This window comes from Paraburkholderia tropica (assembly GCF_914484835.1).
In the GTDB taxonomy this organism is placed as follows: Bacteria; Pseudomonadota; Gammaproteobacteria; order Burkholderiales; family Burkholderiaceae; genus Paraburkholderia; species Paraburkholderia tropica_A.
Genome location: NZ_CAJZAR010000048.1, coordinates 104,982 through 118,685, shown reverse-complemented (window position 1 = coordinate 118,685; position 13,704 = coordinate 104,982). Strand labels below are relative to the sequence as shown.

Genomic DNA, 13,704 nt, shown 5'->3' with positions numbered 1-13,704 from the left:
CGCGGCGCTCGCCGGCGAGCGGCATGCGTGGCGCTGGGCGCGCGACGGCGCGAGTGTCGACGTCGTGCTCGATGCCGATCTGCGCGACACGCTGGCGGCGTCGAGCGAGGCGGGCGATCAGCGCGGCGCGGCGGCCGTGGAACTGCACGAATTGCGCGTCGGCGTGGCGTGGCCCGAGGGCGCGGACGCCGCGCCGCTCGTCGATGTGCTGTTCGCCTGCGCGCATGAAATCGTCGACGTGCTGCCGGCTTTCGTGCGCGTCACCGACGCGCTCGAGCGCGCGGCGGCGGGCAGCGCGAGCGGCGACGTCGCCGCCGTCCATGCCGATCCGGTCGATCTGCGCGACGCGCAGACCGCCGAGGCGGCGCTTGTGGCGATCGGCGCGAACATCAGCGCGCAGTGGTTCGGCAACGACGCGGGCGTGCGCGATTCGCCGAACACGGAGTTCATTCATCAGATGCGGGTGTCGCAGCGGCGTCTGCGCACGGCCATGCGGATCTTTTCGCCCTGGCGCGACGCGGTCTGGAACACGCATATCGCGCCTGAACTGAAATGGCTCGGGGAACTGCTCGGCGAGGCGCGCGACCGCGACGTGTTCGTCGAGTCGACGCTGCCGGCGCTCGCGGGCGCCGATACCGAATCCGCGCGCTGGAACGAAGTGCGCGACGCCGCCGAGGCGCAGCGGGCCGCCGCGCGTGCGCGCGTGCGCGAGGCGCTGGGGTCGCCGCGCTACGCCCACGCGGCGCTCGCCTGGCTGCAATGGCTGGCGGCGCTGGCGCGCCGGTCCGGCGCGTCGAACGAAGACGGGCGCTCGCTGCATCGGCATGCGAAGAAACGCGTGCGGCGCTATTACGAGCGCCTCGCGCAGACGCAGAAGCTCACCGCGATCGACGAGGCGAGCCGTCATCGCGCGCGCATCGGCGCGAAATATCTGCGCTACACGCTCGAATTTTTCGCGTCGATCACCTCGCGCCGCACGCGCACGCAGACCGCGCGCACGCTGATGCGCCTGCAAAGCGTGCTCGGCGACGGCAACGATGCGGCCGTGGCGCTGCGCTATCTCGAACGCATGGATGCGGAGCCGTATCAGCTCGGCTTCGCGCGCGGCTGGTGCGAGGCGGTCAAGCGCTATACGGCGAAAGAGGGCGAGCGGCTGCTGCGCGAACTGACGCCGCCGAAGGTGTCGCGCGGCGCGTGATCCGGCTTTTTCGTCCGTCCTGTGATCGCGCGCGATCCCTATAATCGACGCTCGATCCGAACTCTTTTCAGGCCCGCGCGATGAGCGATTCTCCTTCCACGCCCGCTTCCGTCGAACCGGCGCCGCCCGCGCCCGCTGATGCCGCTGATGCCACCGTGCCCGAACTGGGCGTCGGCGGCTCAGTCTGGTTTCAGGCGGGTGCGCAGATGCTCGGCGGCGCGTCGCGCATCGCGCTGCTGGCGGCGATCCGCGAAACCGGTTCGATCACGGGCGCGGCCAAGGCGGTCGGCATGAGCTACAAGGGCGCGTGGGACACGATCGACGCCATGAACAATCTCGCCGGCGAGCCGCTCGTCGTGCGCGCGGCCGGCGGCAAGGGCGGCGGCGGCACGACGCTGACGCCGCGCGCGCTGCGTCTTATCGATACGTATGGCGCCATCGAGCGCGAGCATCGCCGCTTTCTCGAGCGCGCGGCGCAGGCGGTGAGCGCGCTCGGCGGCGCGCCAGACGGCGCGAGCGGCGATCTCGCCGTGCTGGGCCGCTTCGGTCTGCGAACCAGCGCGCGCAATCAGCTTTATGGCACGGTCACGGCGCTCGTGCGCGGCGCGGTCAACGACGAAGTGTCGATCGCGCTGCCGGGCGGCCAGACGCTCGCGGCCATCGTGACGCGCGAGAGCGCCGAGTCGCTCGGGCTGGCAGTCGGCTCGGATGTGGTGGCGCTCGTGAAGGCATCGTCGGTGCTGCTGGTGGCAGGCGGCGCGGACGGCGAGGCGGCGCGGCTCTCGACGCGCAATCGCCTGGGCGGCACGGTGAGCGCGCTGCGGCGCGGCGAGGTGAATGCGGAGGTGAGACTGGAATTGGCGGGCGGCGTCGTGATCGCGGCGATTGTGACCGACGCGAGCGTCGTGGCGCTCGGGCTCGACGTGGGCGTGGCCGCGACGGCCGCGTTCAAGGCGTCGAGCGTGCTGCTGGGCGTGGCCGGATGACCGATGCGCCAGGCTCTGGCGGGAGGGACGCGCTGAAAGCGCGGCTTGAACCCGCGACTTGAACCCTCAGCTTGAACCCTCAGCTTGAACCCTCAGCTTGAACCCGCGCCTCAGGCGACGCGCTGCGTCGGCGGCGTGAGCGTGTCGCGGGTCTGCGAGACCGGTGCGGTCGGCGTGCCGGGCGTGCGCGTGTTGCGATTGGCCTTCCACTTGGCGCGCACGAACGGCTGATTGTGGCCCGACACCGTGAGCGCCAGATTCGTCACCCAGCGGTGCGTGGGCACGCGCACGTCGTGCACGGCGAACGCCAGCGCCGCGAGACTCAGCGTGACCACCGCCGCCGAAATGCGCGTGGACGGCGTCTTCCACCAATAGACCACGAACGCGAGCGCGGTGAGCGCCCCGACGATGCAGCCGGTGACGGCTTCGGACGGCGAGTGCGCGACCAGCACCACGCGCGACGCCCCGACCGCGATACCCATTGCCAGCCCGATCGCCACGCCCGTGGCGCGCAGCGCCGTGCGGCTGCCTTGCAGCATCAGGAAAAAGGCCACCGGATAGACCGCCGTGGAGAGCATGGCGTGTCCGCTCAGCCCCGTGAAATCGTAGGAACGCACGCCCACGCCCCAGCCCAGGAACGCGATCTTGGTGACCGTGACGAGGCCGATTGACGCACCCAGCAGGAACAGCCAGCTTGCCGCCATGCGCCACGAATAGCCCGTGAGCAGCCACAGCGCGATCCCGAGCGCGAGCGGCAAGGTCAGGCCCGCGCCGCCGAGGTTCGTGATCGAGATCCAGAGATGTGAGGGTAAGTCGGGCATGGCAGGGCGCCGGGGTGACGCGGGCGTTAGAGGGTATCCATTGTTTAACGCGCGAGCGGCGGGGTGAGCCGACACGCGCGTCGCGTGACATTCCAGTATAGCGGCGTCTCAGAATGGGTCTGTGCGGTGCAGTGCACGAAAGTGCCGGATCGACCGGCTGGATTCGTTGGACAAGCGTTTCTGCAGCACGTGCGGAATGGTGTTATTGTGCATCGCACAACAGATGGCCGTGGCAATTCGCCTCGGGCGTCCGACCCCCTTTCACGAGGCCGCTGATGACGAAAAATCTGACGAAGCTATGGGCGGGTGGCATGCAGCGTCTGCTCGCCATCCAGAAACGCGCAGCCCGCGAGGCGCTGCGGGAGGCTGGCGTGCACACGCCGGACGTGCAGGATATGTGGTGCGGCGCCCAGCAAGCCGCGCATGCCGCGGGCGAAGCCGTGGCGCGCGCAGTTCACGGCGCGCAGGCGCAGACGCAGACTGCCGCGCAAACCGAGGCCGCGCGGCCGCCGATGCGCGAATCGCGCGTCGGTCCGCGTGCTGCCGCGTGGGCGGCGGGCGAATGGCATCGCGATGACTATCTTGCCCCGGGCATGTCGCGGCCGCTCGCTTACGGGCTGTATCTGCCGCCGGGGCTCGACACCACGGACATGCCGCTCGTGGTCATGCTGCACGGCTGCAAGCAGACGATGGATTCGTTCGCGGAAGGCACGCGCATGAACCTGCTGGCCGACAAGCACGGCTTCGCGGTGCTCTACCCGGAGCAGTCGGCGCAGGCGCATCCGCATCAGTGCTGGCACTGGTATGACGCGCGTCAGGCGGCGGGCGGCGGCGAGGTGACGGCGATCATCTCGCTCATCGATTCGCTCGCGCAGACGCACGGCTTCGACCGCTCGCGCGTCTATCTGGCGGGTTTGTCGGCGGGCGCGGGGCTGGCTTCGATGCTGGCGGTGCGCGCGCCGGGCCGTTTCGCGGCCGTGGCGCTGCATTCGGGACCGGCGTTCGGCGAGGCGCGCTCGGGCGTGTCGGCGCTAGACGTGATGCGGCGCGGATTGCATCACGATCCGGTCGCACTCGTCGACGATCAACTGGCGGGCCGCGCGTATCCGGGCATGCCGGCGCTGATCGTGCAGGGCGACGCCGATGCGGTCGTCGCGCCGGTCAATGCCGAGCAACTCGCGGCGCAATTCCTGCGTCTGAACGGTCTCGCCGATGCGGATGGCGTGCGTCGGGGCGTCGTGTCGCACGAAAGCGAGGGCGACGGCTACACGCTGCACGACTATGCGCGCGACGGCGCGAGCTTGGTGCGCCTGTGCCGCGTGAGCGCGCTCGATCATGCGTGGAGCGGCGGCGACGATACCGTGCCGTTCCACTCGTCGGCAGGCCCGGACGCCAGCGCGATGATCTGGGACTTTTTCGCATCGAAGCGCCGCGAAGCCGTGGCCGACGACTTCTACGAGGACGGCGAACTGGCCCAAGGCGCGGGCTGAGCACGGCAATTCGGCGGCAATTCGTTGAACAGATGCGACAATCCGTGTCGCATTAAGGGTTTACCCTAGTCAGGGTTTTCCCTATAATGGCTCTATTCCTTCCGCGGGCGAGTGCCCAAATTATCGGAGCCAGACCATGTACCTGATCAGCCGCTTTTTCCTGTTCCTCACGAAATCCGCCGAAACCTCGCGCAAAGAGCGCGAAGAAGCCTATCTGTCTGAATCGGCCGACATTTACGATCTGGAATTCCGCATGCGCAAGCTCGACCGCGAGAAGACCGGCCGTCAACCGTCGTGGATGAACCACTACGGCTAAGCCGGTCGGCGCAATCGCGTCGCCCTGGTTGCACTTGCAGTTGTTGCAGTATCCGCAGTTCCCAGTCGAAGTCCGAAAAGCAAACGGGGCGCACCATGGCGCCCCGCGGGTGTGACCAGCCGCATCGCGCGGCAGGCTTTAGCGTCCCGAACCCGGCGAATTCGACGAATCGGGCAGATCGGCGGCGGTTTTTTCCTGCACGCCGTAGCAGCCGCGATAGGTCGCGTAGAACGAGCAGTAGAGCATCGTCGTGACCAGAATGAGCGCCGGCATCAGGATCGCCAGCGCGAAATCACCGGCGCCCAGCGCGCGCAGCAGCGCCGACAGTCCCAGCGACACCCCGATCGACACGGCGAACCACAGCGCGCCGTACACCACGAACGCCCCCTTGTTGCGCCAGCAGCTCACGATGCTGAAGAACATCGCCTTGACCGGCGGCACGTCGTGCCACGCGGTCAGCACCGGCGCGAACCAGAACATCATCGAAACCGGCACGTAGGCCGCCAGCGAGGCGAGCACGGCGAACGGCACATTGGTGTTTTCCAGCGCCTCGGTGTCGAGCGAGCCGCCCAGCGTCATCAGGCGCAGCAGCGTGCCGCCGTCCACGAGCGCCGATGCCGCGAGCACCAGCGTCATCGCCACCACGTAAATCCCGCCCAGCACGAACAGATGCTTCGTGACCGCTTGCCCATACGAGCGGAAACCGTCGACGAGAATGGTCGGAAACACCGGCTTGCCCGCGATGGTGTCGCGGCATGCGGCCATGAAACCGACGGCGATGCCCGGCACGAAGATGAGCGGCAGCACGCCGCCGATCACCGGGACCGCGGAGATGAGCGTCATCGCCAGCAGATACGCGAAGAACAGCGTGAGAAAGGCGAGCGGATTGCGGCGGAACAGCCAGATGCCCTGGCGGAACCACACATAACCCTGCTTCGCGGGGACTTCGATCAGTTGCATGTACGGTGGGAATGTGCGTGAAAGGCGTCGGGCACGCCGGCGCGGCGCGCGCGCAGGATGCGCTCGAAATGGCCCGGATCGTGCGGCTTGAGCAGCTCGGCCGAGCGCGGCAGATAAAAATCATACAGGCGCGAGACCCAGAAGCGGTACGCGCCCGCGCGCAGCATGTCGGTCCAGTGGCGGCTTTCCTCGGGCGTGAACGGACGCACGGTCTGGTAGGCGCGCAGCATCGCTTCGACGCGCGCGGCGTCGAGTTCGCCGGTCGCGAGGTCGACGCACCAGTCGTTCACGGTCACGGCCACGTCGAACACCCACTTGTCGCAGCCCGCGAAATAGAAGTCGAAGAAGCCGCCGAGGCGCACCGTGTGGCCCGTTTCCGGGTTCGCGTGCGCGAACAGGGCGTTGTCGCGGAACAGATCGCAGTGGCACGCGCCGCCGGGCAGCGCGGCGTAGTCGTCGCTCGCGAAGAATGCCTGCTGATGCGCCAGCTCGCTTTCGAGCAGATCGCGCTGCGCGCCGTCGAGGAACGGCGCGACGGTCGGCACGGTCTCCTGCCACCAGGGCAGGCTACGCAGATTCGGCTGGTCGCCCGTGAAGTCGCGGCCCGCGAGGTGCAGACGCGCCAGCATCTGGCCGACTTCGGCGCAATGCTCGACGCCGGGCGCGAGTTCCGGCGCGCCGTCGAGCTTCGTGACGATGGCTGCGGGCTTGCCGTGCAGCAGGCCGAACAGCGCGCCGTCCTTGCGCGGCATCGGGTCGGGCACCGGCACGCGGTGCGAGGCCAGATGGCGCATCAGGTCCAGATAGAACGGCAGCTGCTGCGCCGTGAGCTTCTCGAAGATCGTCAGGACGTACTCGCCGCGCGTCGTCGTCAGGAAGAAGTTGCTGTTTTCAATGCCGGACTGGATGCCGCGAAATTCGACCACGTCGCCAAGATCGTAGTCGTGCAGCCAATGGGCAAGCTGGGTGTCGGTGACAGCGGTGAAGACGGCCATGCCTGAGGTCGTGAGGTGTTCGTAATCGGGGCCCGGTTCGCGGACGTGGCCGCTCGCGCCAGAAAGGTTTCAGGGGCGGCGTGCCAGGCGGGAGGCGGCGCGGACAGCGCACGCCGCCCGCGCGCGAAGGGACGTATCAGTAATGCAGGTTGATCGACGGCAGGCGCGTGCTGGCCTGGCCGTTCTGGCGGACTTGCGGCGAGGTGTCGGGGTTCGAGCTCATCGTGTAATGCGTGCCGAACTTCGATTGCACGTTGATCTCGACGGGCTTGCCCTTGTCGCGGTATTCGGTGATTTCGGTGCCGGTCGGGCTGACCTCGTGAAAGCTCGGCGTGCGCGGCACGTCGTTGATGTCGACCTTCGAGCTGACGCGCGCAGCCGGACGGTTGATCTTCTCCAGATTGGGCAGGCCGGCCCGTTCGTTCTCGGACTGGGCAGGCTGGGCGGACTGGGCCTCGACGGCGGTCTGGGCGTCGTCGGCCGGCGCAGCCATGGCGAACCCGCTGAACGCGAGCGTCGCCGCGGCGGCGGCTAGAAGGTGCGACTTCATTGTGATTCTCCTGTCGACCAGACCTGGCAGGTCAACGCCGTCATCTGGTCCCATGCAAGGGATGGGATCCTCCAATTCTAGCAAATTCGCGCCCCGATTCGCGTGTCGGGCCGCGCTTGCGGGGCGGCTCGCGTGCCCGCGCGGCGGGCCTCGCGCCGGGACGGGAAATCGCCCGCCTGCGCACAGGGCGATGTCAGATTGTCCTGCTTCCGTGCTAATGTCGTTCAAACGAACCAGGGCATACGACAATGAACAACGATATCAACGGGCGGCCCTTCATGACGCCACCACACGACTTTCCCGTCGAAGCCTTCGAAGACGCCGCCGACGCCGTCGCGCGCCTCGCGGCCATCTATGAGGCGAACACCTCGTTCCTGCGCGATGCGTTTGCGCGCTACCGCCGCGGCGAAGCGTTCGAGCGGCGCGTGCGCGCATGCTATCCGTTCGTGCGCATTCGCACGGCAGTGAACACGCATATCGACTCGCGGCGCTCGTACGGTTTCGTGGCGGGCCCCGGCGAATTCGAAACCACCGTCACGCGCCCGGACCTGTTCGGCAACTACTATCGCGAGCAGTTGCGCCTGCTCGCGAAGAACCATCACGTGTCGATCGAAGTGGGCGTCTCGGAGCAGCCCATTCCCGTTCACTTCGCGTTCGCCGAAGGCATTCACCTCGAAGGCGATCTCGACCGCGAGCGTCTCTTCGCGATGCGCGATGTGTTCGATACGCCCGACCTCGCGCAACTCGACGACCGCATCGTGAACGGCACCTACGAACCGGCGCACGGCGAGCCGTTTCCGCTCGCGTTGTTCACGGCGCCGCGCGTGGACTTCTCGCTGCATCGGCTCAAGCACTACACGGCCACGGCGCCCACGCATTTCCAGAACTACGTGCTTTACACGAACTACCAGTTCTATATCGACGAGTTCGTGAAGCTCGGCCGCGCGATGATGGCGCGCACCGACGACGCCGATCTGCGCAACTACCGCAGCGAATACACCTCGTTCGTCGAGCCTGGCGACGTGGTCACGTACAACGCGAATCTCGGCGAGCAGGACGACGAGGGCACGACGCCGGCGCGTCTGCCGCAGATGCCCGCGTATCACCTCAAGCGCGCGGACGGCAGCGGCATCACGATGGTGAACATCGGCGTGGGACCGTCGAACGCGAAGACGATCACCGATCACATCGCGGTGCTGCGCCCGCACGCGTGGATCATGCTCGGCCACTGCGCGGGGCTGCGCAACACGCAGCGTCTCGGCGACTACGTGCTGGCGCACGGCTATGTGCGCGAGGATCACGTGCTGGACGCCGATCTTCCGCTGTGGGTGCCGATTCCCGCGCTCGCCGAAGTGCAGGTGGCGCTCGAACGCGCAGTCGCGCAGGTCACGCGGCTCGACGGCGTGGAACTCAAGCGCGTGATGCGCACGGGCACGGTGGCGAGCGTGGACAACCGCAACTGGGAACTGCGCGATCATCGCGAACCGGTGCAGCGCCTCTCGCAGAGCCGCGCGATCGCGCTCGACATGGAAAGCGCGACGATTGCCGCGAACGGCTTCCGCTTCCGCGTGCCGTACGGCACCTTGCTATGTGTTTCGGACAAGCCGCTGCACGGCGAGCTGAAACTGCCCGGCATGGCCGATTCGTTCTATCGCGCGCAGGTCGATCAGCATTTGCAGATTGGCGTGCTGGCGATGGAGATCCTGCGCACGAACGGGCTGCATAAGCTCCACAGCCGCAAGCTGCGCAGCTTCGCGGAAGTGGCGTTCCAGTAACGCCGGGATTGGGCGGCGGGCGACTTTGCGCGATGCGCCGTTGCGTATCGCGCTGCCCGCCGTTCAAGCCGGCGCGGCGCACATGACGCTTGCGGGCAGACGCGCGTAGCGGCCGCCGTCGATGCGGATGGCGAGGTTGCGCGACTTCACGGTCATGGCGATACGCGTGAAGGGATCCACGGGAACCGCCGTGGGCTGCCGATAGCACACGCGCCGCAGCGCTGACTCGGCAGCAGCTTCCTGGTCGAGCAGCGCGTTCATCCGGTCGACCGAGCATAGCCAGCGGTGCAAGGCATACGATCCGATGATGCCAACGACTATTGCCGCAGCCGGGATGCCGAACAGGACTTCTACGGGCCATTCATTCATTTTCTGTACCGCTCCAGTGTGATTTTGGACAAGGTGAGTAGCGTGGCCAGCGCGTAAGCGGTGCAACTCAGCTTGTGAGGTGTGCCCCATGTTTCTCCAGCACCGACGCTGCCTTCGGGATGGAGGCTCAGCAGCCACATCGCAAAGATGCCGCACGATAAAACTAGCGCAAAGAAGGCAATGCAGTGATCGAGTATCCAGATCAAGTTATTCGCGCAGTTTCGACGTCTGGCCAGGCGATTTCGATGCGCCCAGCGGCGGCGCGCCGCGAATCGCGTGAGCGAAGGCGCGGGCGGTAAGGGCAGCCGTGGGCGGTGCGTGATCGAGAGATTCATGCACGGCAGCACCACGGCGAGCGCAGCGGCCATCATCGCCGGCGTGAAGAATTCCAGCGCGTGACAGGCGGCGCGGCCGCGTAGCGCGCAGATCTCGTCTCGCAACTTGTATTCGATGAGGATGAGCGCGAGCGGCGCGATCACGACGATCGCGGTCACGAGCAAATTCCAGCCGTATGTCCACGCGCGCGGCTCGCCTGTCTGCGCCGCGATGCAGTCGGATTGCGGTTCTACCGGTTCGATCAATTCGTCACCTGCCGTCGCCTGTTGTCCTTCGCTTCACTGTAGTCACGCGGTGCGCGTCCGAAAGCGCGTGACGCGGGCATGCAACAGGAAGCGGCCGTGCCGTGTGCGCTCGTGCAAGCGGCGTGCGGAAAAGGTCTGAAAACCGGGGTGGCAGGCCATTCGGCCTGGTGTGCGGGCGCGGGGCCGCTGTGGGCGCGTCGGCGGCGCGAGACCCGTCCGCCGAACGGGTGCGGCGAAGTTGACGGCGCACTCGTCGGCGAAGTCGTCGGCGAACTTGCCAGCAGGCGCAACGACAAACGGCGCTGCGCAAAAAAAGAGCCGCTCGTCAGCGGCCCGGAAATCGTGCCTTGCATCACACGAGTGAGACAAGTTTCACTCTAGGCGACGGATTGCTGCACTGCAAAATCAGCGCGCATAATCTTCAGAAGAAATCGTGGCAAGCATTGCGTGCTGTGTGTTTGGCGTCGCGTTGCAATGCAGTGTCCACGCAGTGTCCGCGCAGTGTCCGCATATTCAAATCGCATTCCGAATCAATCCGGGGCAGCCGCGTCGCGATTGTTCACTGCCCGAATCCGCTCAATCCAATCAGACTGCCCGCCGCCAGCAGCCAGAGCGGATGAATCTTCGTGCGGAACGCGAGCACGGCGCAGACGCCGGTGATCGCCCACGCGATCCACGTCGGGTCGGAGGCTTTGGCGATCAGCACGGCGCTTGCCGCCACGAGTCCCGCCGTGACCGGCACGAGCCCGCGCTGCGCGATGCGGCGCCACGGCCGGTCCTTGAAGCGGTCCCACGCGTGGAGCGCCGCGATCGTCACGAGCGAGGACGGGCCGAACTTGGCGATCGAGGTCACCAGCATGCCGGCCCAGCCGGCCACGTGCCAGCCGACGAGCGTCACGACCATCATGTTCGGGCCGGGCGCGGCCTGCGCGAGCGCGAACAGCGCGCTGAATTCGCTGGCCGGCATCCAGTGATGCACCTCGACGACCTGGCGCTGCATCTCCGGCAGGATGGTGTTGCCGCCGCCGAACGCGAGCAGCGAAAGCTGGCTGAAGATCGCGGCGAGCGCAACGAGTGTCGAAGTCATCGCGCACCGCCTTCGCGACGCGCGGCGCGCGCGGCCAGCGCGATGCCGAGCGGCGTCAGCACGAGCATCGTCGGCAGGAGCGGTATGCGCAGCGCGGCGATCGCCACGAAACCGAGCAGCGCGACCAACGCCGCCGCCTTGTCGTGACGCAGCGGCAGCACGATCTTGAGCGCCATCGACACCAGCAGTCCGGCCGCGGCCGCCGCGAGCCCGACGAACAGATGGCGCACGTGCGGGTCGTTCTGCGTGCGCTCGTAGAGCACGCCGAGCCCGATCACGACGATCGACGGCCCCGCGATCAGGCCGAGCAGGCCCGCGAGCGCGCCGCGCCAGCCGTGAAAGCGCATGCCGATCGCCACCGACAGGTTGATGACGTTGCCGCCCGGCAGGAACTGGCACAGGCCGAGCAGATCGGTGAATTCCGCGCCGCTGAGCCAACGGCGCTGCTCGACGATGGTGCGCCGTGCGAGCGGCAGCGCGCCGCCGAACGAGGTGAAGCCGAGGCCGAGAAAGCCGAGGAAGATTTCGCGCGCGCTGGGTGCGTGCGTGGCGCTCTGCGGCGCGGCATCGGCCTGATTGGCGGGGGCGGTGGAATCCGGGGGCGCGACGGCGGGCGTATTTTTCATGCGGGGACCTCTGAGGCAAGCCGTGAGCGTAGCGCCGATCGGCCTCGCCACAAAACGATTTTTTAGGCGTTCTCTTGTGATCTAGAATCACAAGCATGACACGCTCGCTTCCTCCCTTTCCCGCGCTGCGCGCGTTCGAAGCCGCCGCGCGGCACAACAGTTTCACGGCCGCCGCCGGCGAACTCCATGTGACTCACGGTGCCATCAGCCGTCAGGTTGCCGCGCTGGAGGCGTGGACGGGCGTGCAGGTGTTTCATCGGCACGGCAAGCGCGTCGCGCTCAACGAGCACGGCCGCCGCTATCTCGCCGCCGTGCAGGCCGCCTTCGACGACATCGCGCGCGCCACCGAGCAGTTGCGCGACACGGGCGCCGTGCGCGTGCTGCGCGTGAACGCGCTGCCCACCTTCGCGATGAAATGGCTGCTGCCGCGTCTTTCGCAGTTTCAGCGGCTCGCGCCCAATGTCGAACTGCGGCTGTCGACGTCGAATGCGCCGGTCGAGACGCTCGATGCGTTCGACGTCGCCGTGCGGCGCGGTCCCGCGCATTGGCGCGACTGCGCGAGCGGCCATTTTCTCGACGAAATGGAGTTGCCCGTTTGCAGTCCCGCGCTGCTCAAGCGTGCGCCGATCCAGCACGCCGACGACCTCGCGCGTCACGTCTTGCTGCATTCGGACACGCGTCCCGACGCGTGGCGCGCATGGCTCGCGGCAGCGGACGTGAAGGCGCGCTGCCGCAAGAAGCAGTCGTTCGATCACTTCTATCTGGCGCTGCAGGCGGCCGTGGATGGACTGGGCGTGGCGCTCGGCCCGCTGCCGCTGCTCGACGACGAACTGGCGTCGGGGCGGCTCGTCACGCCGCTCGCCGGTCCGCTGCTGGACGCGCGAGGCTATTGGTGGGTGGCGCGCCGCGAAGTGGCGGACGTGCCCGAGGTCGCGCAATTTTGCGGCTGGCTGGAGGAGCAGGCGCGCGCCCAGCCGGCGCAGGTCGCGGCGGCTTGATATCACGACCGATATCACGATCGATGTGGCGATCGCGGCGAGTGCGAACACGCGCCTGCAAGCCCGAAGAAAGCTGCAGAAATAAAAGCGGCGCGATGCCTGGCAGCGATCGCGCCTCGATAGCGATAAAGCGACGCTCACGCCGCGCGGGCCTCAAACCCGCGCGCCGCGACGTCAAGCTCGTTGCATCACGCCATCACAGATAGAACATGCGGTCTTCGTCCGAGTCGCCGCGCGTGGGATGTTCCTTCTCCCCTTCCTCGCCGCTGTCCTCGTAGAACTTCAGCACAGCTTCGAGCACCTGGTCCGGGTCGTCGATCACCTGCATCAGATCCATGTCTTCGGGATTGATGAGGCCCATCGGCACGAGCGCCGAGCGGAACCACGCGAGCAGGCCTTCCCAGAACTCCGCGCCCACCAGAATGATGGGGACGTGACGCGACTTCTTGGTCTGGATGAGCGTGAGCACTTCGGCCAGTTCGTCGAGCGTGCCGAAGCCGCCGGGCATCACGATGACCGCGTCCGAGTTCTTCACGAACGTGACCTTGCGCGTGAAGAAATGGCGGAAGCGCAGCGAGATGTCCTGCCACTGATTGCCCGACTGCTCGTGCGGCAACTCGATGTTCAGACCGACCGAAGGCGACTTGCCCGCGTGCGCGCCCTGGTTGGCCGCTTCCATGATGCCGGGACCGCCGCCGGAGATCACGGCGAAGCCCGCGTCGGACACTTTTCGCGCGATCGTGCTCGCCAACTGGTAGTACTTCGAGTCGGGTTTCAGGCGCGCGGAGCCATAGATGCTGACCGCTGGCCGGATCTCGGACAGGTATTCGGTCGCCTCGATAAACTCTGCCATAATCGTGAACATCTGCCACGATGCGCGCGCCTTCTTGGCCGTTGCGCGCTCTTGATCTGCGAGTGAACGCAGACTCGGAATCACTTTTCTCTTGTCCAT

Annotated in this window: 15 protein-coding genes; 6 read left to right on the top strand and 9 right to left on the bottom strand. The window is 67.1% G+C overall.

Features of this window, described 5'->3' with window-relative positions; all coding sequences use genetic code 11:
- A partial coding sequence (locus tag LDO54_RS16170; RefSeq protein ID WP_224011697.1) for a CHAD domain-containing protein occupies positions 1-1,198 on the top strand: 1,198 nt, incomplete at its 5' end.
- 80 nt (positions 1,199-1,278) lie between these two features.
- Positions 1,279-2,184: a TOBE domain-containing protein gene (locus LDO54_RS16165; protein ID WP_224011696.1), complete on the top strand. Its 906-nt coding sequence runs from the start codon at positions 1,279-1,281 to the stop codon at positions 2,182-2,184.
- A 110-nt stretch (positions 2,185-2,294) separates the two neighbouring features.
- Here the strand turns inward: LDO54_RS16165 and LDO54_RS16160 are convergent, their stop codons facing one another.
- A complete protein-coding gene (locus tag LDO54_RS16160; RefSeq protein ID WP_224011695.1) occupies positions 2,295-3,005 on the bottom strand; it encodes a phosphatase PAP2 family protein in 711 nt (236 codons plus the stop codon).
- A 275-nt stretch (positions 3,006-3,280) separates the two neighbouring features.
- Here LDO54_RS16160 and LDO54_RS16155 point away from each other — a divergent pair, with 275 nt between their 5' ends.
- Complete coding sequence (locus LDO54_RS16155; RefSeq protein WP_224011694.1) at positions 3,281-4,495, top strand: extracellular catalytic domain type 1 short-chain-length polyhydroxyalkanoate depolymerase; 1,215 nt, start codon at positions 3,281-3,283, stop codon at positions 4,493-4,495.
- Between the two features lie 136 nt (positions 4,496-4,631).
- Positions 4,632-4,811, top strand: a complete 180-nt coding sequence (locus LDO54_RS16150; RefSeq protein ID WP_224011693.1) for a DUF3563 family protein — start codon at positions 4,632-4,634, stop codon at positions 4,809-4,811.
- Between the two features lie 138 nt (positions 4,812-4,949).
- Here the strand turns inward: LDO54_RS16150 and LDO54_RS16145 are convergent, their stop codons facing one another.
- The 3 genes from LDO54_RS16145 to LDO54_RS16135 all read right to left on the bottom strand — a co-directional run bounded on the left by LDO54_RS16145 (position 4,950) and on the right by LDO54_RS16135 (position 7,316).
- Positions 4,950-5,771, bottom strand: a complete 822-nt coding sequence (locus LDO54_RS16145) for a BPSS1780 family membrane protein (RefSeq protein ID WP_224011692.1) — start codon at positions 5,769-5,771, stop codon at positions 4,950-4,952.
- Entirely contained in the window at positions 5,762-6,766 is a 1,005-nt protein-coding gene (locus tag LDO54_RS16140; protein ID WP_224011691.1) for a homoserine kinase, read from the bottom strand. The genes LDO54_RS16145 and LDO54_RS16140 overlap by 10 nt, the downstream gene beginning before the upstream one ends.
- Before the next feature lie 136 nt (positions 6,767-6,902).
- Entirely contained in the window at positions 6,903-7,316 is a 414-nt protein-coding gene (locus LDO54_RS16135) for a hypothetical protein (RefSeq protein ID WP_224011690.1), read from the bottom strand.
- Positions 7,317-7,564: 248 nt separating this feature from the next.
- On the opposite strand from LDO54_RS16135, the gene LDO54_RS16130 reads away from it, so the two are divergent.
- A complete protein-coding gene (locus LDO54_RS16130; RefSeq protein WP_224011689.1) occupies positions 7,565-9,091 on the top strand; it encodes an AMP nucleosidase in 1,527 nt (508 codons plus the stop codon).
- A gap of 63 nt (positions 9,092-9,154) precedes the next feature.
- Here the strand turns inward: LDO54_RS16130 and LDO54_RS16125 are convergent, their stop codons facing one another.
- The 4 genes from LDO54_RS16125 to LDO54_RS16110 form a co-directional block, all read right to left on the bottom strand.
- Complete coding sequence (locus tag LDO54_RS16125) at positions 9,155-9,460, bottom strand: hypothetical protein (protein ID WP_224011688.1); 306 nt, start codon at positions 9,458-9,460, stop codon at positions 9,155-9,157.
- Positions 9,457-9,954, bottom strand: coding sequence for a hypothetical protein (locus LDO54_RS16120; RefSeq protein WP_224011687.1), 498 nt, complete (start codon positions 9,952-9,954; stop codon positions 9,457-9,459). The genes LDO54_RS16125 and LDO54_RS16120 overlap by 4 nt, the downstream gene beginning before the upstream one ends.
- A gap of 646 nt (positions 9,955-10,600) precedes the next feature.
- Positions 10,601-11,128: a chromate transporter gene (locus tag LDO54_RS16115; protein ID WP_224011686.1), complete on the bottom strand. Its 528-nt coding sequence runs from the start codon at positions 11,126-11,128 to the stop codon at positions 10,601-10,603.
- The gene (locus tag LDO54_RS16110) at positions 11,125-11,754 is read right to left on the bottom strand and encodes a chromate transporter (protein WP_224011685.1); all 630 of its coding nucleotides are present in this window, start codon (positions 11,752-11,754) and stop codon (positions 11,125-11,127) included. Before LDO54_RS16110 ends, LDO54_RS16115 begins: the two co-directional genes overlap by 4 nt.
- A 95-nt stretch (positions 11,755-11,849) precedes the next feature.
- Here LDO54_RS16110 and LDO54_RS16105 point away from each other — a divergent pair, with 95 nt between their 5' ends.
- Positions 11,850-12,752 carry a transcriptional regulator GcvA gene (locus LDO54_RS16105; RefSeq protein ID WP_224011684.1) on the top strand — a complete coding sequence of 301 codons (903 nt, stop codon included), beginning with the start codon at positions 11,850-11,852 and terminating at the stop codon, positions 12,750-12,752.
- A 196-nt stretch (positions 12,753-12,948) separates the two neighbouring features.
- On the opposite strand, the gene LDO54_RS16100 is transcribed toward LDO54_RS16105, so the two are convergent.
- Entirely contained in the window at positions 12,949-13,704 is a 756-nt protein-coding gene (locus tag LDO54_RS16100) for a TIGR00730 family Rossman fold protein (protein ID WP_224011683.1), read from the bottom strand.